The sequence below is a fragment of the Bradyrhizobium sp. STM 3561 genome, assembly GCF_045571455.1.
In the GTDB taxonomy this organism is placed as follows: domain Bacteria; phylum Pseudomonadota; class Alphaproteobacteria; order Rhizobiales; family Xanthobacteraceae; genus Bradyrhizobium; species Bradyrhizobium vignae.
Genome location: NZ_CP120696.1, coordinates 179496 through 198029 on the forward strand (window position 1 = coordinate 179496; position 18534 = coordinate 198029).

General features: G+C 59.5%; 16 protein-coding genes and 3 pseudogenes. 13 read left to right on the plus strand and 6 right to left on the minus strand.

The features are described 5' to 3' along the window. The 4 genes and pseudogenes from P6U28_RS40255 to P6U28_RS40270 all read left to right on the plus strand — a co-directional run. Positions 1-1032, plus strand: a complete 1032-nt coding sequence (locus P6U28_RS40255) for an L-idonate 5-dehydrogenase (RefSeq protein WP_407123236.1) — start codon at positions 1-3, stop codon at positions 1030-1032. A gap of 86 nt (positions 1033-1118) precedes the next feature. Beyond that, positions 1119-2378: a Glu/Leu/Phe/Val family dehydrogenase gene (locus P6U28_RS40260; RefSeq protein WP_407123237.1), complete on the plus strand. Its 1260-nt coding sequence runs from the start codon at positions 1119-1121 to the stop codon at positions 2376-2378. A 101-nt stretch (positions 2379-2479) separates the two neighbouring features. After that, entirely contained in the window at positions 2480-2659 is a 180-nt protein-coding gene (locus tag P6U28_RS40265) for a hypothetical protein (protein WP_407123238.1), read from the plus strand. Positions 2660-3763: 1104 nt separating this feature from the next. Next, positions 3764-3847: pseudogene (locus P6U28_RS40270) on the plus strand (DoxX family protein); the annotation flags it as partial. Between the two features lie 281 nt (positions 3848-4128). Here P6U28_RS40270 and P6U28_RS40275 read toward each other — a convergent pair. Then, positions 4129-4977 (minus strand): DODA-type extradiol aromatic ring-opening family dioxygenase, encoded by an 849-nt coding sequence (locus P6U28_RS40275; RefSeq protein WP_407123239.1) that lies wholly within the window; start codon positions 4975-4977, stop codon positions 4129-4131. Positions 4978-4979: 2 nt separating this feature from the next. Beyond that, positions 4980-5348, minus strand: coding sequence for a DoxX family protein (locus P6U28_RS40280; RefSeq protein WP_407123512.1), 369 nt, complete (start codon positions 5346-5348; stop codon positions 4980-4982). A 237-nt stretch (positions 5349-5585) separates the two neighbouring features. On the opposite strand from P6U28_RS40280, the pseudogene istA reads away from it, so the two are divergent. From istA to P6U28_RS40305, 5 genes and pseudogenes are all read left to right on the plus strand, one after another. Continuing rightward, positions 5586-7135, plus strand: a pseudogene (gene istA / locus P6U28_RS40285) (IS21 family transposase). Further along, the gene (gene istB / locus P6U28_RS40290; protein WP_283085345.1) at positions 7132-7944 is read left to right on the plus strand and encodes an IS21-like element helper ATPase IstB; all 813 of its coding nucleotides are present in this window, start codon (positions 7132-7134) and stop codon (positions 7942-7944) included. Before istA ends, istB begins: the two are co-directional and overlap by 4 nt. Further along, positions 7941-8144, plus strand: coding sequence for a hypothetical protein (locus P6U28_RS40295; protein ID WP_407123240.1), 204 nt, complete (start codon positions 7941-7943; stop codon positions 8142-8144). Before istB ends, P6U28_RS40295 begins: the two co-directional genes overlap by 4 nt. A gap of 29 nt (positions 8145-8173) precedes the next feature. Beyond that, a complete protein-coding gene (locus P6U28_RS40300; RefSeq protein ID WP_407123241.1) occupies positions 8174-9061 on the plus strand; it encodes a LysR substrate-binding domain-containing protein in 888 nt (295 codons plus the stop codon). A 372-nt stretch (positions 9062-9433) separates the two neighbouring features. Continuing rightward, positions 9434-10633, plus strand: a pseudogene (locus P6U28_RS40305) (cytochrome P450). Between the two features lie 48 nt (positions 10634-10681). On the opposite strand, the gene P6U28_RS40310 reads toward P6U28_RS40305, so the two are convergent. The 4 genes from P6U28_RS40310 to P6U28_RS40325 all read right to left on the minus strand — a co-directional run bounded on the left by P6U28_RS40310 (position 10682) and on the right by P6U28_RS40325 (position 14248). Next, positions 10682-11698: a LacI family DNA-binding transcriptional regulator gene (locus tag P6U28_RS40310; RefSeq protein ID WP_407123242.1), complete on the minus strand. Its 1017-nt coding sequence runs from the start codon at positions 11696-11698 to the stop codon at positions 10682-10684. 119 nt (positions 11699-11817) lie between these two features. Next, a complete protein-coding gene (locus P6U28_RS40315; protein WP_407123243.1) occupies positions 11818-12993 on the minus strand; it encodes a dihydrodipicolinate synthase family protein in 1176 nt (391 codons plus the stop codon). Continuing rightward, positions 12990-13475, minus strand: a complete 486-nt coding sequence (locus tag P6U28_RS40320; RefSeq protein WP_407123244.1) for a MaoC family dehydratase — start codon at positions 13473-13475, stop codon at positions 12990-12992. Before P6U28_RS40320 ends, P6U28_RS40315 begins: the two co-directional genes overlap by 4 nt. Further along, a complete protein-coding gene (locus P6U28_RS40325; protein WP_407123245.1) occupies positions 13475-14248 on the minus strand; it encodes a 3-ketoacyl-ACP reductase in 774 nt (257 codons plus the stop codon). Before P6U28_RS40325 ends, P6U28_RS40320 begins: the two co-directional genes overlap by 1 nt. Before the next feature lie 149 nt (positions 14249-14397). On the opposite strand from P6U28_RS40325, the gene P6U28_RS40330 reads away from it, so the two are divergent. From P6U28_RS40330 to P6U28_RS40345, 4 genes are all read left to right on the plus strand, one after another. Continuing rightward, positions 14398-15582 carry an extracellular solute-binding protein gene (locus P6U28_RS40330; protein WP_407123246.1) on the plus strand — a complete coding sequence of 395 codons (1185 nt, stop codon included), beginning with the start codon at positions 14398-14400 and terminating at the stop codon, positions 15580-15582. A gap of 96 nt (positions 15583-15678) precedes the next feature. Then, positions 15679-16746, plus strand: a complete 1068-nt coding sequence (locus tag P6U28_RS40335; RefSeq protein WP_407123247.1) for an ABC transporter ATP-binding protein — start codon at positions 15679-15681, stop codon at positions 16744-16746. 9 nt (positions 16747-16755) lie between these two features. Continuing rightward, a complete protein-coding gene (locus P6U28_RS40340; RefSeq protein ID WP_407123248.1) occupies positions 16756-17670 on the plus strand; it encodes an ABC transporter permease in 915 nt (304 codons plus the stop codon). Positions 17671-17674: 4 nt separating this feature from the next. Next, a complete protein-coding gene (locus P6U28_RS40345) occupies positions 17675-18517 on the plus strand; it encodes an ABC transporter permease (protein ID WP_407123249.1) in 843 nt (280 codons plus the stop codon). Positions 18518-18534: the final 17 nt, after the last annotated feature.

The window sequence follows — 18534 nt, forward strand, 5'->3', positions numbered from 1 at the left end:
ATGAAAGTCGTCGTCATTCATGCCGCTCACGACCTCCGGATCGAGGATCGTGAATCCGAAACTCCCGGACCCGGCCAGGTCGAGGTTGCCATCGAAGCGGGCGGCATCTGTGGCTCCGACTTGCACTATTTCAATCATGGCGGCTTCGGCACGGTGCGGATTCGCGAGCCGATGATCTTGGGCCACGAGGTCGCTGGTACGATCAAGGCGATCGGCAGGGGCGTCTCCAAACTCGGCATCGGTGATCGGGTCGCCGTTTCTCCGAGCAGGCCTTGCAATGCCTGTGAGTACTGCCTGCGCGGTCTGCAAAACCAATGCCTCAATATGCGCTTCTATGGTAGCGCCATGCCGATGCCGCACATTCAAGGGGCATTCCGCGAGCGTCTCATTGCCGAGGAGTGGCAATGCTACAAGGTGCGCGACGGAGTTTCGATCAACGAGGCCGCCTTTGCCGAGCCGTTCGCCGTAGCTTTGCATGCGGTTGCGCGCGCTGGATCCTTGCTCGGTAAGCGCGTCCTCGTCACCGGCTGTGGTCCGATTGGGGCCCTGACAATCATCGCCGCTCTCGCGCACGGGGCACAAGAAATTGTCGCAACCGACGTTATAGACCCGGTGTTGAGCAACGCGAAGCAGATGGGAGCCAATCGTATCATCAACGTCGCGACTCATCCGGAGAAGCTTGCTGCCTATGCAGCAAACAAGGGTTACTTCGATGTGCATTTTGAGGCATCAGGAAACGAGCGCGCCATCCGTTCCGGGCTCGAGGTCTTGAGACCACGGGGCGTGTTGCTGCAGCTGGGACTCGGAGGCGATATCTTGTTTCCTCAGAACACGATCGTCGCGAAAGAGATCGAGGTTCGCGGGACTTTCAGGTTTCATGAAGAGTTTGGTCTCGCTGTCGACCTGATCAATAGGCGGGCCATCGATGTGAAGCCGCTTCTCACCGGCTGCTACGGTCTTGACGAGGTACAAACCGCCTTCGCCCTTGCTGGGGACCGGAGCCGGTCGTTGAAGGTCCAATTGAGTTTCTGAAGATTGCTGCGTTTCCCGGCCGCTGCCTCCGACGGCTCCGTGCGCGACTCAATCCTCAGTGAACCTACTCCTTAAGGAGATCTAACATGAACCTCTACAGCGGGCCCGTCTTCGAGATGGCGCGGGAGCAGTTTCATCTTGTTGCCGACCACATCGGGATCGAGGAGAAGGCACGCGACCGCCTGCTGTATCCCAAACGGGCTATCGCGGTTTCGATTCCAGTAAACATGGATGACGGACAAACGAGAGTCTTCCAGGGCTATCGTGTTCAGGATCACCTGACACTCGGCCCAACAAAGGGCGGCACTCGCTTTTCGCCGGATCTTGATGTCGGCGAGGTCGCTGCCTTAGCCATTTGGATGAGTTGGAAATGCGCCTTAGCCGGGCTTCCTTATGGCGGCGCCAAAGGCGGGGTGGCCTGCGATCCGCAGGAGCTCTCTTCGCGCGAACTCGAGGCCGTCAGCCGTCGCTATATGCAGGAGATGATCCCGTTCGTTGGACCAAACACCGACGTGATGGCACCCGACATGGGCACCAACGAGCAGGTAATGGCCTGGTTTATGGACACCTACTCCATGTACAACGGACACGCCATCAATGAAATCGTCACAGGAAAGCCGGTGGCGATCGGCGGCACTGCGGGAAGGCGGGAGGCGACGGGGCGCGGAGTTGCGCACCTTGTGAACCGAGCGCTCGAGCAGATCCAGGTCAGGGCATCCAGTGCCACGGCGATCGTTCAGGGGTTCGGCAACGTCGGCAGCATTTCGGCCTATATCCTTGCCCGAGAGATGGGTGTGAAAATCGTCGGCCTCGGTGACCACACCGCGGCCTACTATGACGCCTCTGGCCTGCCGTTAGAGGCCATCGAACGCCACGTCAGGCAGCACAGAAATCTGGCGGGCTGGTCGAAACAGGCGTTGATTGATCCCTCTGAACTGTTGAGCCGCAAGTGCGACATTCTGGTCCCCGCCGCGACCGAGCAAGTGATCACAGCTGCCAATGCCTCGAAGCTATCGTGCCGCGTTCTGGCCGAGGGTGCGAACGGACCCACGACGCCAGATGCCGACGCCATCATTGAGCAAAGAGGGGACATCTTCGTCATCCCCGACATCCTCTGCAACTCCGGCGGTGTGATCGTATCCTATTTTGAGTGGGTTCAGGACGTACAGCGGCTGTTCTGGACTGAGCGGAAAGTCAATGCGCGCTTGAACGACATTTTAGATGTTACCTTCGAGCGCGTCCTTAACCGTGCCAAACAAGATGGCGTATCGCACCGCATGGCTGCAATGGCGATTGGCGTCGAAAAGGTGCGCGAGGGCAAGAGGTTGCGTGGACTTTTTCCGTAACTGCCAAGCGCGATCTGCCGCTCACGCCCGCGGGGCGGGTGTCTTCCGATGAATACTGGGAACGGCTGCACACCTGGGCTTCGCGCGTCATACGGGAATCGATGCCGGCAGGAGTCCATCAGCTCGCGCTTCTCTACGGCCTCCTGCAACGAAAGAAGGTTCGTCAGATCCAGTTCCACAATGTGCAGGGAGCTCAGAACGATTTCGTCAAGGTCTATCACGACGAGGGCGATGTAAACCTATTGAACATCATACGTCTGCTCCGCGATACTCGATGGTAAGGTTCGCTGCTGGCGGACCACAGTCCCAAACATCCGGATGATCCTAAATACGTAATGAGATTGTTCGAACAGCGGCCGAACAGAGCACTGCGCAATTACCGGCGCACATAGGGTCGATCGGCCTCTGTCGAGTCCGAAGCCGAATACGGCGTGCCTGCTGATACGCTCAGCATCAGGAACAAGGCCCTGTGTGCATCATATCTGGCGGCCAGCCGGCTGCGTTGTGAGCCCGCCATGACCGGCGTGCCTTGCTCGTTCAAAAGGCACCATGACCAGCTCCGGCGGCGCCGCCTGAGTGAAATATCATAAAAAGAAAAAGCGTCAGACATCAGAAATAATTCTATCTGGCGCTAGGCCGGTTCTGCAAGAGGGACGCACTTCACTCGTCTGTGCTTATGAGATCGCGCCCAGATACATGTCGTTGCCAGCAGCTGATAAGTTAGATGACAGTTGTATATCCGGCGCGATGAAATTCGTCATGAAATGCGATGTTATGGCCGTTTTCGCCTTCGACTTACTTGCTTTTTTGACACCTCGCTTACGAGGTCTTCCGCATAAATTTGGCGCCCCGGAGCAAAGATGTATATTGTGGTGCTTTGCTAGCAATTCGAACTCTTCCTCATCCTATGATCCTTTGATAGGCCTTTCGGAGTGGCCCGTGCCGAGCGAAGCAACCATTGCTCTTCTTCGCACCGTGCTTGAGGAGTCTGCAGGGGCGTGCCGGCCAATGAGACCGGCCTTCGTGCGCACGTCGCTTCCAAGATGCTCGACGCCGCGGCGAGGAGTGAGATCGCGGCCGAGCGGCTAAAGCAAGTCGCGCTTGATGCCATGCGCTCTGCCCCGACGATGTGGCGCTAGCAAGCGCTGTCACCAGAGTACTGTGCGCGCTCAGCAACCAATCCTGCCACGTTCCCACAAAGCGAACTCAGGCTTGAAAAGAGAACTACAGCATTAGGCTGATTGACACCCTCGCTTGGGCAATCAACTCCTCACGACCTCTCCTCGTTTGTGCATTGTTGTCAGCGCGCAGAAATCGGCGCTTGTTTGCCTCTTCCCCAAAAGATGAACAACGAGAGGCTAAAGAGTAAGATGTTGAGCGGCACACCGCGCTTGACGGTGTATGCCGCACTCGGGTGCAGCTTGCTGCAGAGTGCGGCGATTATCTTCCACCTTTCGCGTGGCGAAGCCGGCTCTTTACGCTCTTTGGAAGCATGAAGCTGCTTATGCCTGTCGGACGAGGACTTGAGCTACCCATAATCCTGTTCTGAGGAGGGCTCCAGGCGCTGAATTCGACTGATCGCAGGAAGAATTACGCCAATGCCACCGAGAATGTCCAACAGTCCGGTGTGTGGCCCGGTTGTGGCGGTTGAGCTCGTTGGAAGTGCAAAAACCAGCTGGAAACCTGACCCGGCCAAATCCACATTGCAGCCAGCCAGTCGGTCATTTCATGTCTCTCGATGATTTGTACGTTATGCGGCTTGCCCGTTCAAAGAAGTGGCTGCGACCGTCTCGCCGAAGCGGAAACTCGACAGGGCCCAACTCCCGAGAAAATCGGGTTGATGATAGACGAGTGCAGCTGGCTCCTCTTCGGCGGCACCAAGCGCTACCATCAGCGGTATCAGGTGATCCTCGCGGGGATGTGCGATGCGTGCATCGGGCGCCAGAGTCCAGTTGACGACACGCTCACGCCGCTCGTCAGGCGATGAGTGGAGTAGTGTCTGCTGCAGCCACTGGTCAAACCGGCCGGATGGCGCGATTGCGGCAGGCCCCCTCAAGCCCAGATTATGAAAACTTGAGCCACTTCCCAGGATGACGACGCCATCTCGTCGCAACGGCGCAAGCAGACGTCCGAGCGAGAAGTACGTTTGGGGATCCAGATCGTGCCTGACCGACAACTGCACGATCGGCATGACAGCGTCCGGGTAGAAAGGCTGCAAAAGGCTGACCGTTCCGTGGTCGAAACCACGCTCCGGATCACACGCACAAGGAAAGCCGCCGGCCTGAAGCAAGGCCTGTACAGTCATTGCGAGCTCGGGCGATCCTGGCGCCCCGTACTTGATCTGGTAAAGATGTTCGGCAAATCCATGATAGTCGAACACCATGTTCGGTTGCGCGGCCGATGAGACGGCGAACTCCGCCGTCTCCCAGTGTCCCGAGATCACAAGCACGGCGCGCACTCCGTCATCCCACTCGCCGCGGATGGAGATCAGCGAACGCTCAAGCGCGCTGAAGCGCTTTCGTATCGCCCCTTCCATGTACGGCCAAGGGCCGCCGCCATGCGAAAGATAGTACGTCGGTAGGAACCTTGCCGCCGCCACGATCAGGCTCTCGCCAGTTGCTGCGGCCGGACAAACAGCCCCTCAAGGCTCCACGCGCCCGCACCGGCAAAGGTCAGGTAGAGGAAAATGAAGCAGAACAGGATCGCCGCATCGCCCTGATTGACGGCAGGCCAAAAGCTCTGGGTTGCATGAAACATGAAATAGGCAACCGCCATCTCGCCTGCGCAGATGAATGCTGCCAGGCGGGTGAACAATCCCACCGCAATCAGGGCACCCCCCGTAACCTCAAGGATGGCCCCGACGATCAAGATGCCGGGGAGGGGATTGGGAGCGCCCGGAATGGCCGCCGGGAAGGCAAACAGCTTCATCAACCCGTGTTCCATCAACAACAAGGCAGTGATGATCCTCATAGCGGCAAGAACGCGGGGGGACCAAGCTTCGAAATCAATCACTGGGCTATTCTCCGGGATTGCGGGACCAGAGCCCGAGTGTCGCGCGGCGATCAGGATGGAAGGCAGCGTCAATCAAGGTGAGAGTTTCGCTGGGCTCGTGACGTAGGGAGGGCGTAGCCCGACCGGAGTTACGAGCCCAGCGTCGGCGCGATCCCGAGGAGGACCGCGCCGACTGGTGATCGCGGCCGGCGGGTTATGCAAGTGGTTCTTCCGCCAAGAGGAATCACTCGCGTGCCCGGCCGACACATCACAGATCACCAGATGAGGCTCTACATGAAGTACCGTCAGACCGATAGCCCGCCGGTGGCGGCGGCCAAGGCGTCATTCAGTGCGTCGACCGCCTATCGGATCGAGAGAGACCCCCGACTTCCATCGCAAAGGAAGGCGCCTCGCGGCCGGCGACGACCGGACCCGTTGAGCGACGTGTTTGAGACCGAGATCGTCCCGATCCTGAAGGGGTCACCTGGCTTACGCCCGGTGGCGGTGTTCGAGGAGATGCTACGGCGTCATCCGGATCTCGGCAGCGGTATCCGTCGTACCCTGGAACGTCGGATCCGTGCATGGCGGGCGATCCACGGCGAGGAGCAGGAGGTGATCTTCCGCCAAACCCACGAGCCTGGCCAACTCGGCCTCTCCGACTTCACAGACATGGACGAGTTGGGTGTTACGATCGCGGGTGCACCGTTGGCTCATCGTCTCTATCACTTCCGTTTGGCCTATTGCGGGTTCGAGCACGCCCACGTCGTGCTTGGCGGCGAGAGCTTCGTTGCCCTGGCCGAAGGCCTGCAGAATGCCCTCTGGTCGCTCGGTGGGGCGCCGCGGGAGCATCGGACCGACAGTCTGTCGGCCGCATTCTGCAATCTCGATCGTGATGCACGGGACGATCTGACGCAGCGATACGAGGCCCTTTGTGCCCATTACGGCATGCGGCCTTCCCGCAACAATCGAGGTGTTGCTCACGAGAATGGTTCGATCGAAGGGTCCCACGGTCATCTCAAGCGAGCAATCGCGGATGCCTTGCTGCTGCGCGGAACTGTCGACTTCGACGATCTTGCCACCTATCGCGGCTTCATCGACGAGATCGTTAGCCGCCGCAATGCCCGCAACGCCAAGCGGATCGATAGCGAGCGCGTGGTGTTGCAGGAGCTGCCCGATCGCCGCACCTCCGACTACGAAGAGGTGATCGTCCGCGTGACGTCGTCCGGCGGCTTCACCCTGCGCAAGGTGTTCTACACGGTGCCATCGCGCCTGATCGGTCACCGGCTGCGGGTGCGCCTTTACGACGATCGTCTCGACGTGTTCGTCGGCGGCACCCATCTCGTCACCCTGCCGCGTGGGCGGCCGCATCCCAATGGCAAGTACGACCAGATCGTCGATTATCGGCACGTGATCCATTCCTTGCGGCGCAAGCCGATGGCGCTTCTCAATCTGGTCTACCGAGATCGGCTGTTCCCGCGCGATGCCTATCGGAAGACCTTCGATCGCTTGCGCGAACGCTTGCCGGACAAGAAGGCCTGCCGGATCATGGTCGATCTCCTCGCGCTCGCTAATGAGCGCGGCTGCGAGGCCGAACTCGCCGATCAGCTCACCGCCGACCTTGACGCCGGCCGACTGCCCGACCTCAACCAGTTGCGCGCTCACTTCGCTCCCGACCCGCCAACCTGCCGAACGTCGTGGTGCAGCTCGCGCCGCTTGCGACCTACGAATGCCTCATCGGTACCGCCGAGACCGGAGGTGCCGCATGAGCGTAACGAACACGGTTGATACCGCACGCCTCAATCTGTTGCTCAACGAGCTCCGCCTACCAGCCATCAAGGTGCTGTGGGCGCAATTTGCCGAGCAATCCGACAAGGAAGGCTGGCCGGCCGGCCGCTTCCTCGCCACCATCGCCGAGCACGAGATCGCCGAACGCGGCCGCCGTCGAATCGAACGGCACCTTGTCGAAGCACGTTTGCCCGCCGGAAAGACCTTCGACAGCTTCGACTTCGAAGCCGTGCCGATGATCTCCAAGGCGCAGGTGATGGCGCTCGCCGCCGGTGACAGCTGGCTGGGCAAGGGCGCCAATTTGCTGTTGTTCGGCCCGCCCGGCGGCGGAAAGAGCCACTTGGCGGCAGCGATTGGCCTGGCCCTCATCGAGAACGGATGGCGCGTCCTCTTCACCCGCACCACCGATCTCGTGCAGAAGCTCCAGCTGGCGCGACGCGAGCTCAACCTCGAGGCGGCCATCAATCGTCTCGATCGCTTCGATCTCCTGATCCTCGATGATCTTGCCTACGTCACCAAGGACCAGGCCGAGACCAGCGTGCTGTTCGAACTCATCAGCGCACGCTACGAGCGCCGCTCAATGCTGATCACCGCCAATCAGCCATTCGGCGAATGGAACAGGGTCTTCCCGGACCCCGCCATGACCCTCGCCGCTATCGATCGCCTCGTTCACCACGCCACCATCGTCGAGATGAACGTCGAGAGCTATCGCAGACGGACCGCCCTCGAACGAAAACGCGGCCCAGGACGGCCGCCATCGCACGCGACACCCAAAACCGTCGCTGATTGACGCTGCGCGACAATCAGACTTCAACAAAACTCTTGCGCGCGACAATCATCGCGGCAATCATCATCAGGCCGCGACACTGCCTCGCCATCCTGATTGCCGCGCTCTTCCTACCCAGATTGCCGCGCTACAGCCCGAGTGTGATCTTTTCCGCCGGATTGATCATCTGCAATATTGTTGAGGCATCATTTCCTGTCCTTTGATAATAGTCCGTCGCGAGACGGAGAAATCTATGGACACGTTGATGAGCCTTCGGGTGTTTTGTGCCGTGGCGGAGCTCAAGAGCTTTACCTCTGCAGCGAGCCGTCTTGGTGTCTCGCCCGCTATGGCCAGCAAGCACGTTGTCAGCCTGGAGGAGCGCCTCTCCGTGCGCCTGCTCCATCGTACGAGCAGGCATATCAGCCTCACGGAGACCGGCGCGCTGTTCTTCGAGCAGGCTCGTCAGATGGTTGATGGGTTTGACGAACTGGAAGCGGCCGTAAGCCAGACATCCGTCGCTCCAAGAGGACGACTGCGTTTGACGGCTCCGGTCTGGATGGCGGGACCGCTCTTCGCAAAATTATTGTCCGACTACAGGGCTCTCTATCCGGACGTGCTGATCGAGGTCGACCTCGATGGTCGCCTCGTCAATCTTGTGGAGGAGGGGTTCGACCTTGCGCTGCGGGTAACCGCCTCCCCGGACCCCGGTTTGATCGCCCGAAAGATCGCCGATGCCCCGTTTTTTTTGGTCGCCTCGCAAAGCTTTCTCGATAAGCGGGGACGTCCGGCCGCATTGGACGATCTGCGCGGCGCTCCGCTGCTAACTTATAGCCTGGTTCACGGCGATGGGGTGGTGGCTATGGAGACCAACCAAGGGCGCAAGACAATAAAATTCACCCCCGTCATGCAAAGCAGCAACGAAACTTTGATGCACCATGCATGCCTCGAAGGGATGGGTTTTGCTTTCTTGCCGAAATGGATGATCTCCCATGATCTCGCCGCCGGGCGATTGGAGCCGGTCTTTCCAGAAGAACTAATCTTCGCCGGCAAGCTCCTCGCCGTCTACCCGACGCGCAAATATCTGTCAGCCAAGGTGCGCACGTTCATTGACTTCATCGCGCGCGACCCGCGGCTCAAGTAGCCGCTCACAAGGCAAGGCCGAAGGTGACGACAAATATTGTCTCCCCGATCAGATCGATCACCTTTGCAAAGGACTCGGACGTCGGCGCTGCCAGACGTCAGGCGGCATGAAGAATGCCCTACAGGCTCAGCAACAACCCGTGTCGACCCAGACGCTGTCTGTTACCAAGGACACAAGGCATTTTGTCACTTTGCTCGGTGGTCTGGCATGCGGCGTGATTTTTCGGATTGCGTTTGAGGGACTGCCATCTAATCCTAATCTAAATTCACCCATCCCTGTCCGTAGGGACAGACACGAGGGTCAAAAGGCTAATATTGACTCGCCTCGCCATGTCCAGGGAGACAGGTCTTAAGTACCGCGCCACGAGTTGACATCGACCCGGCCCAGTTTTGGAGCGATCCCTATCCGACGCTGGCGATAATGCGGCGCGAAACACCAATCGCGTTCGTCTCTCAGCTTGGCTCGACGCTTTTGACCACACGCGAGGATATCTCAATCTCTGAGAAACAGATCGACGTATTCTCGTCCCATCAACCCGAGGGACTGATGAACCGCCTCATGGGCCACAACATGATGCGAAAGGATGGGGAAGCGCATCAAGTGGAGCGCCGCGCCTTCTTTCCCGCGGTATCGCCGAAAGCTATGACGGCGCATTGGAAGACACATTTCCAGGAACATGCGGATCATATCATTCGCGCAATCGAACCGGGCAGCCGCATCGACCTCATGCGCGATATCGCTCTGCCCTTCTCCGATAAATGCCTGAAATCCATCACTGGCCTCACCAATATTGGTTTTGCCGAGATGGATACCTGTCGCAAGCGATTATCGAGGGGATCGTCAATTGCGCGGGCGATCCTGGGATTGACGCGCGTTGCCATGCGGCGACATCGAGCATTGATGCTGCGATTGACGACATGCTGCCAGTCATGCGCAAACATCCAGACCAAAGCCTGCTCGGCGTGCTCCTTGCCTCGGGTATGGCGATAGAGAGCGTACTCGCCAACGTGAAGCTCGCAATCTCTGGCGGCCAGAATGAGCCGCGCAAAGCCATCGCGGGAACCTTATGGGCGGTCCTGACCCATCCCGACCAGCTTGACCTCGTCCGCACGGGCGAGGTGTCGTGGCTACAGGCCTTCGAGGAATATGCCCGCTGGATATCGCCCATTGGCATGTCGCCGCGGCGAATCGCAAAGCAGTGGACCATCCGCGAGGAGACGTTTGAAACTGACCACCGTGTGTCCCTGATGTTCGGTTCGGCCAATCGGGATGAATCCTGTTTTGCGCCGACCTATTCGACATACGCCGCGACGTAACCAAGAGCGTGGCGTTCGGGGCTGGGCCGCATTTTGTGCCGGTGCCTGGGCCTCCCGCGCCATGATTGCGGAGGTCGCGCTACCGACACTCTTCTCGCGCGCACCGAGAATCGAAATCGCAGCCGACGAGCCGGTGCGGATAGGCGGCTGGGCTTTTCGCGGATTGCTCAATTTGCCCGTACATGGTTATAATAGGCGAACCGGGCCCTTGGATCAGCCAAGCCCTCGAACAAACGCGCCTGAGTACGACCGCTGACAACCAAAGCCGCTTACCCTCGGCATCGAGGATCCATAAGAGCCAGGGTCAGGGGCGGGATCGTCGCCGCCTTGCTGGGGGAGGACAGGTGGTGTCTCGTACAATCAGCTCTGTCGGGATCAAAGTTGAACTAAACGGCGCATCCCTGTTGCTGATACGCTGCAGCAGCAACTGGACGGCCGCCCTTCCCACCTCGCCTCGGGGGATTGCGACCGTCGTCAAAGCTGGACGCCACAGAGTTGCTTCAGCGATGTCGTCAAAGCCTACGACGGAAAAGTCCTTTCCCGGCGTCAAATTGCGCGAGCGCAGGCCCAGCATCGCTCCGAAGGCGACGATATCGTTGAAACAGACGATGGCCGTAGGCGGCTCAGGCAGATCGAGAAGCTGGAGCAGGTGAGCCATTCCGACATCGCGCGTCTCTGCGCCTGATAAAACCAGGCGAGGCTCCAGTGGGATGCCATGTTTAGCAAGAGCTTCACGATAGCCAGCGAAACGGTCGCGGCCCGTCGAAATGTTTTCATTTGAACCGATCATTCCGATACGCGTGTGGCCGAGCTCGATAAGATGGTCCATGGCCTTCATCATGCCACCGCGATGATCCGGCGATACGTAGTCGACTTTCGCCCCAGGCACGGTACGCGAAACAAGCACACATGGCAGGTGCAGAGCATGCAAGGAGTTGATGAAAGCCGCATCCGTTCCGACAGCCGGGACCATCAGTAAGCCGTCGACATTGTATTCGCGGACCGTGTCGATAAAAGCGCTTTGGCGGGCGACCGATTCCCCCGAATTGGACATAAGGACAATGCGGTTCTCGGCCGTAAGGGAATCCTCGATCGCCGCAACAATCTCGGCAAAATAGGGGTTGGTGAGATTGTTCACAGCCAGCGCGATCATTCGCGTATGCGGAAGTCTAAGGCTGGCCGCGCCTCGATTATAGACGTAGCCGAGGCCCTTGGCGACCTCCAGCACCTTCTCGCGGGTCCGCTCCGGGATACTGGGACTGTTCCGCAGGACGAGCGAGACAGTCGCCTTTGAGACGCCGCTAGCCTTGGCAATGTCCACCAATGTCGGTCGCGACTCGCCAGATTTAGCCTTGGCCTCCACTATCCCGGCGTCCCTTATCTAACTTCTTGATGTTGAAACAGCATTCACAGAGGCGGACGCCAGTCAAGTGCTTGGCGCTATCCTATCCCGTACAGCTTCAACATCGTGCGCATGCGATCTGCCGCGCGCTCCGGATCTGCAAATAATCCAATCGAGGCTGCAAGCCGAAACACACGGCAAAGATGCAGAACTGAACGGGCGCCTTGCTGGGCCCCCAGCATGGTGAAGTGATCCTGATGCCCGCTTAGATAGGCGAGGAACACTATACCCGTCTTGTAGTATTGGGTCGGCGCCCGGAACAGCTCACGCGACAGCGCAACAGTCGGATCCAGAATCTCGCGGAAAGCTTTGGTGCCGGCGGTTCGATCCTGATTGCCTAGCGCCAACAGGGCAGCTGAAGCTGCCGGCGCAATCGCGTCGAAGATACCGAGCAAGGCGTGACTAGACCCTTGGTCGTCTCCGGCTATCAGCTCCGGATAATTGAAATCGTCGCCGGTGTACATTTTGACTGCCTTGGGCAATCGCCGGCGCATCGCAATCTCCTGCTTCTCGTCAAGAAGCGAGATCTTGATGCCGTCGATCTTGCTGGCGTTATCCTCGATCATGCCAAGGCAGACGTCCATCGCGGCGGCCACCTCGTTATGGCCCCAATACCCCGCTAGCGCCGGATCGAACATCTCGCCAAGCCAATGCAGGATCACGGGCTGGTCCGCTTGGGCGAGCACGCGTTTGTAGACTTCAACATAGTCGCCAGGACCGCGCGCGGCGCGAACCAAGGCGCGGCTCGCCATGATAATTACCCGCCCACCGAGACGCTGCACGAATGAGAGCTGCTCCGAATAGCCCTTGATCACCGCATTCAGATCGGCGTCGGGCGCCTCGATATGATCCGTGCCGACACCCGAGAAGACGATCGACCCCGGCCTGGCCTTGGCGCTCTCGACTGTATTCCGGATCAGAATTTGTGCGGACTGCCAATCAAGCCCCATGCCGCGTTGAGCCGTGTCCATGGCCTCCGCGATACCCAAACCAAGATCCCAGAGGTAGTCGCGGAAACGTTGGGTCGCTTCAAAATCAATCGCGATATCGCGCATCGGAGAAATGTCGGCGCGCGGATCGGACACGACGTGGCCGGCGGATAGTGCAATCCGCGCAAGAGGCTGGTTCGGCTTTGCCGTTCGCCATGTTGCTGAAGGAGGCATGACGAAGTCCTCCATGCCCCCGTCATCATGAGGCAGTCGAATGAGAGTCATTGAGCCTTACCTCCTTTGTCATTCCTGCGGCGCACGAGAAGCGTCGTTTCGCCTTCCTGGACGATCGTGTCGTCCTGCTTTGTGACTTCAAAGGCGAGTGTGAGAATGCCCTGGCCACTATGCGACAGTCGTGTGCCCGCGATTCTTACGCCGGCGCCGATCCGGTCGCCCGAGAAGATCGGCGCCCGAAACTTCCAGTTCCAGCCAAGCGACGCAATTGCTAGGATCCGGACCGCAGACCGGTTCTTGAGCCCGTCTGTCAACGCCAAGCCCAACAGGCCGTGCGCGACGCGCCCTGGAAATCCAACAGATCTTGCAAACTCATCGTCCATATGGACGTCAAAGAAGTCGCCGGACAGTCCTGCAAAGCCGACGATGTGCGCATCCGTTACCACGAGGCGTCCAGTCTGGTAGTGGTCGCCGACGACGAGATCCTCGAACCAGTATTCGCCCGCGCTCAGTGCGCGCTCTTCGCCGGCCATCACAAGCTCCTGAGCGCGAGCCCGCCATCGACGCGGACCACTTCGCCGGTTGAATAACCGAGCTGACCGCTTGCAAGCATTGCCGCGGCCCTTCCAATATCTTCGGGCTCGCCCCAGCGCTTGATCGGCGTTAATCCCTCACCGATCAGGCGGTCATACTTCTCCCGAGCAACCGCTGTCATCTGGGTGCGGATGATCCCGGGCCGGATCTCGTACGATCCGATGCCATGCTCGGCCAACCTGACCGCAAAGAGCCGAGCCATCATGGAAAGCCCCGTCTTAGAGATGCAATACTCGCCCCGATCGGTCGAGGCGAACTCAGCATTGATCGAAGACACGGTAATGATGCTGCGGAATGCGGGTGACTTCACGCCGACCATTCGGCGCACAATCTCTTGCGTCAGAAAGAAGGGCCCTCTCAGGTTGATCGCCATGACGCGGTCGTAACTTTCGGGGGTCATTTTCAGGAGATCATCGCGGACGGCTACGGAGACACCGGCATTGTTGACGAGGCATTCAAGGCCACCAAAGGCATTCCAAGCCCGATCGGCGGCATCGGCGTGATGCCTCACATCGGAGATGTCAAAGGGCAGGGGCTCGGCTTCGCCACCCTGGTCGCGGATAGCCGCAACGGTCTCAGACAGATCCGTCGAATTCGGCAGATCGTTTGCAATCACTGCGAAGCCTGCGCCAGACAGAGCAAGCGCGATCGCGCGGCCAATGCCGCGTCCGGCCCCGGTCACCAAGGCCCGCGGCCTTCCCTCATGCTTCATGGGCGTTCGTCGCTCCCCTGGTTCGGCGGCTCTCGAATGGCGCTTGCCAAGGCCCGAGAGACCTGCTACTAGATCGTTCTACTAGATCGATCTAGTATATCGTTCTAGCATCACAAGCAAGCAAAATTATCAAAGCCGCGGAGGGCCCAATGGATCGTCGTGTAGATCGCCGAACAATTGTCGCTGGAATGGGGGCGCTGGGGCTGATGGCCGTGGGCGCGCGAGCGCAGGGCCTCGGCCCAATGCCGTCCTCCCCCGTTGCGCTGAACGTGATCGACGTCGCGGGCAATCTTGCGCTGAGCCAGAAATCGATCGACGCCTACCGGCAGCAGAACGCAAAACTGGTCTCACGGATCGCCTACACGAAAGCGCCCGCCCCGGAGCTTGCCAGCAAGCTCAAGGCGCAGCAGTCGGCCAACCGCGTCGACATCGACATCGTGCTCACCGGCACCGACGGACTCTTTGCCGGTATCGAGCAACAGCTCTGGCAGGAGTTGCTGCCGCAATATGCAAACGCTCTGCCCAAACCGGAAGACATTTACGATGCCGGCCCACTCAAGATGCAGGCTCTCGCAAAAGGGCAGGGCATGGAAATCGCGTACACGCCGTCCGGACCCTTGTTCGAGTACATGCCAGACCGCGTGAAGAAGGCGCCCAAGACGGCTGACGAACTGCTCGCATATACTCGCGAGAACAAGAACCGCTTTCTTTATGCGAGGCCGGCCAACTCCGGCCCCGGCCGCACGTTCCTGATGGGACTTCCCTATCTGCTCGGAGACAAGGACCCCTCTGATCCGCTGAAGGGGTGGGACAAGACCTGGACCTATCTGAAGGCATTGGGCGAGAACATCGAATATTACCCCTCAGGGACCGGGCAGACGATGAAGGAGCTCGGCGACGGAACGCGGGACATGATTGTCTCGACCGTTGGCTGGTACATCAATCCGCGCGTGCTCGGCATTGTGCCGAAGGAGGCGGGTCTCTTCGCGCTGGACGGCTTCCACTGGGTCTCGGATGCTATGTTCTTCGCCGTGCCAAAAGGCGTCGCGCCGGAGAAGATGCCCGTCATCATCGACCTGCTCAAGCACATGCTCAAGCCGGAGCAACAGGCTTTCGCCTATGACGACGGCTACTTTTACCCGGGCCCTTCAGTGAAGACCTCGACACTCGCCATGGCCCCGAAGGAGAGCCAGGACGTGATCAAGGAGTTTGGCTGGCCCGACTATGATCGCCTGATTGGCGCCGCTCCGCTCGAGATCCAGCTTCCTGCCGATCAGCTTGTCGCCGCATTCCGCCGTTGGGACGAGGAAATCGGCGGCGCCAAGCGCAAGTAACCTCCCACGACTGGGGCTGCCCGACATGGGGCAGCCCCGCTCTTTTCTTATGGACAATCAACACCTCCCGCGCGGTCGGCACACAGGATCAACTCCATGACCATTGCTCTTCAGAAATTCGACGAGCTCCGCCTCGAGCAGGTCCGTCGCGAATTCGGAACCTTGAATGCACTCAAGGATGTGACACTCACCGTCAAACGCGGCGAGTTCATCGCGCTGCTTGGCCCCTCCGGGTGCGGGAAGTCGACGACGCTCAACTGCATTGCCGGCCTGCTTCCGGTCACCGGCGGATCCATTTGGCTCGACAAGCGCCGCATCGACATCTTGAGGCCGGAAGAGCGTGGCTTCGGCATGGTGTTTCAGAGCTATGCGCTTTTTCCTCATCTCACAGTCAAGCAGAATGTCGGCTTCGGCCTGAAAATGCGTGGGGTTTCGAAAGCAGAAATCTCGCGGAAGGTCGATGAAGCCTTGGCCCTCGTGCGCCTGACGGGACAGGCGCAGAAGCTGCCCGGCCAGCTGTCGGGCGGTCAGCAGCAGCGCGTTGCCATAGCTCGCGCCATCGTCATCGAGCCACCACTCGTCCTCATGGATGAGCCGCTATCCAATCTCGATGCCAAGCTTCGTCTCGAAATGCGCGCCGAGATCCGGCGCATTCACAACACGCTCGGAGCGACAACGATCTATGTGACACATGATCAGGACGAGGCTCTCTCGCTTGCCGATCGCATCGTCGTGTTGAAGGACGGTGTCATCCGTCAGGTCGGAACGCCGAACGACCTCTATGAGAAGCCGGCTCATATCGATGTCGCAGACTTCATGGGCTTCCGGAACCGCATCAAGGGCCGGGTCATCCGCCAAACTGGGGCTAAAGCAACGCTGGCGGTCGGCGACAGCGAAGTCACCGGTACGATGCGCGTCTCGGTGCAAGACGGCTCCCAAGCCTACGCCGCGATCCGCGCAGACGATCTGACCACCGGTGATCCCGGGGCCAACGCGTTCGCCGCGCAAGTGGAGACCATTGAATACAGAGGCCGTGAGTTCGTCGGAACCGCGCGGACTCCCGACGGCATCGATCTCGTCTTCAGGTCAGATCACGCGGTGAAACTGGGCGCGCAAGTCCATCTGCGGGCCGCTCCGGATCGCGTCCTCGTCTTCAGCGAATAGGAGACGCACATGGCTATTGCTACAATTGCCGAGAAGCAAGAGGTCGAAGCTGGCCCAAGCCTACGCCAGCGGCTAGCCGCACGCGGATTGGATGCCGTGACGCTTTTGGTGCTTCCTGCCTTCGTGCTGCTGGCGCTGCTCTTTCTCTACCCGTTTGCGTACGGCTTGGTGCTATCCTTCGAACCAAAGGCGGGCTCCGCCTGGTCGAACTATACGCGCTTCTTCACAGACCCCTATCTCTACGGCACAGTCTGGAAGACGTTGCTTCTGTCGGTCCCGGTCACTGTCGTCAATCTGCTGATCTCGCTGCCGGTCGCATTCCGCGTGCGGTTAATGTATCGACAACGGCTGCTAACGACCATCCTCGTCGTTCCGATCACACTCGGCACCGTTCTGATCGCAGAGGGGCTGCTGAACTATCTGGGACCGCAAGGATGGTTTAATCGCGTTCTCCTGGCGATCGGGTTGATCGATCATCCGTTGCGCCTCGTTCACAACTACTGGGGCGTCTTCGCCTCGCTCGTCATCAACGGCTTCCCTTTTACGTTCCTGCTAGTGCTGTCATATGTGACCGGCATCGATCCCGTGCTCGAACAGGCGGCGGCCACATTGGGGGCGAGCGCGCGGCAGCGCTTCACTGACGTGTATCTGCCGATTTTGATGCCTGGGCTTGCAATCACCTTCTGCCTCAGCTTCGTCCAGGCCTTTTCCGTGTTTCCCTCGGCTATCCTGCTTGGTGAGCCAGCAGGAGAAACCCGGGTGATTTCGATCGCGGCTTATCAAGCCGCCTTTGAAGAGTACGACTATTCCATGGCGTCGGCCATCGCGATGATCATGGGCTTTGTTCAGCTCGCGATCGTCATGGGCATGATGGCGACCCGCGGTCTGTTCTATCGCGGGCCGGCCTCAGGAGCAAAAGGATAAGGTCATGATCCGAGACACTTCGCTTGCCTCCAAGCTCTGGATTACCGCGGTCTGGGCATTCGTGGCGTTCTTCGTCCTCAACCTGCTCGCAATGATTGCCTCGGTCGTCACCAGCTCCTTCGCTACCCGCTGGCTCGGCACCTGGTTTCCTGCTGGCTGGACGACGCGCTGGTACGCCTCCGCCTGGAGCGAGTTTCAGCTTCAGGACGTCCTGATTGTCACGTTCGAAGTGGTTGGCGCGGTCGTTGTCGTATCGGGACTTTTGGGTGTTACCGCTGCCTATGCGCTCGCGCGCCGCGATTTCGTGGGCAAGAAGTTGGTCATGCTGGTGATCCTGCTTCCGCTGATCGTGCCACCGATCACCTTCGGCATCCCGCTCGCGACCGTGCTTTATCAAACCGGACTTGCCGGTACGTTCTGGGGTGTCGTTGCGGCCAATCTCGTTCCGACGGTGCCGTTTGTCATCCTGGTCATGATCCCATTCATTGAGCAGATTGATCCCAGGATCGAAGCGGCTGCCCGGGTCTTCGGCGCAAACACCTTCAAACTGTTCGTCCACGTGCTGATGCCGCTCTTGCTTCCCGGCATCCTGGCGGCATTGCTGCTCGTTCTCGTCCGGACCATTGCCATGTTCGAGCTCACATTCCTCGTGGCGGGACCGACAAGCCAGACGCTGGTCGTTGCTCTCTACTACGCGGTCTTCGCCGCCGGCGTGCGCGCGGTCCAGTCAATCGATGCAATGGCGGTCGTCTACATGGTGACGACGCTGATTTGGCTCATCATTGCGCTCAGGTTCGTCAATCCCACTCAGATTGTCACGCGCGCCAAACAGCAGCCGGCTCATTAGGCCCATTTGACGTAGGA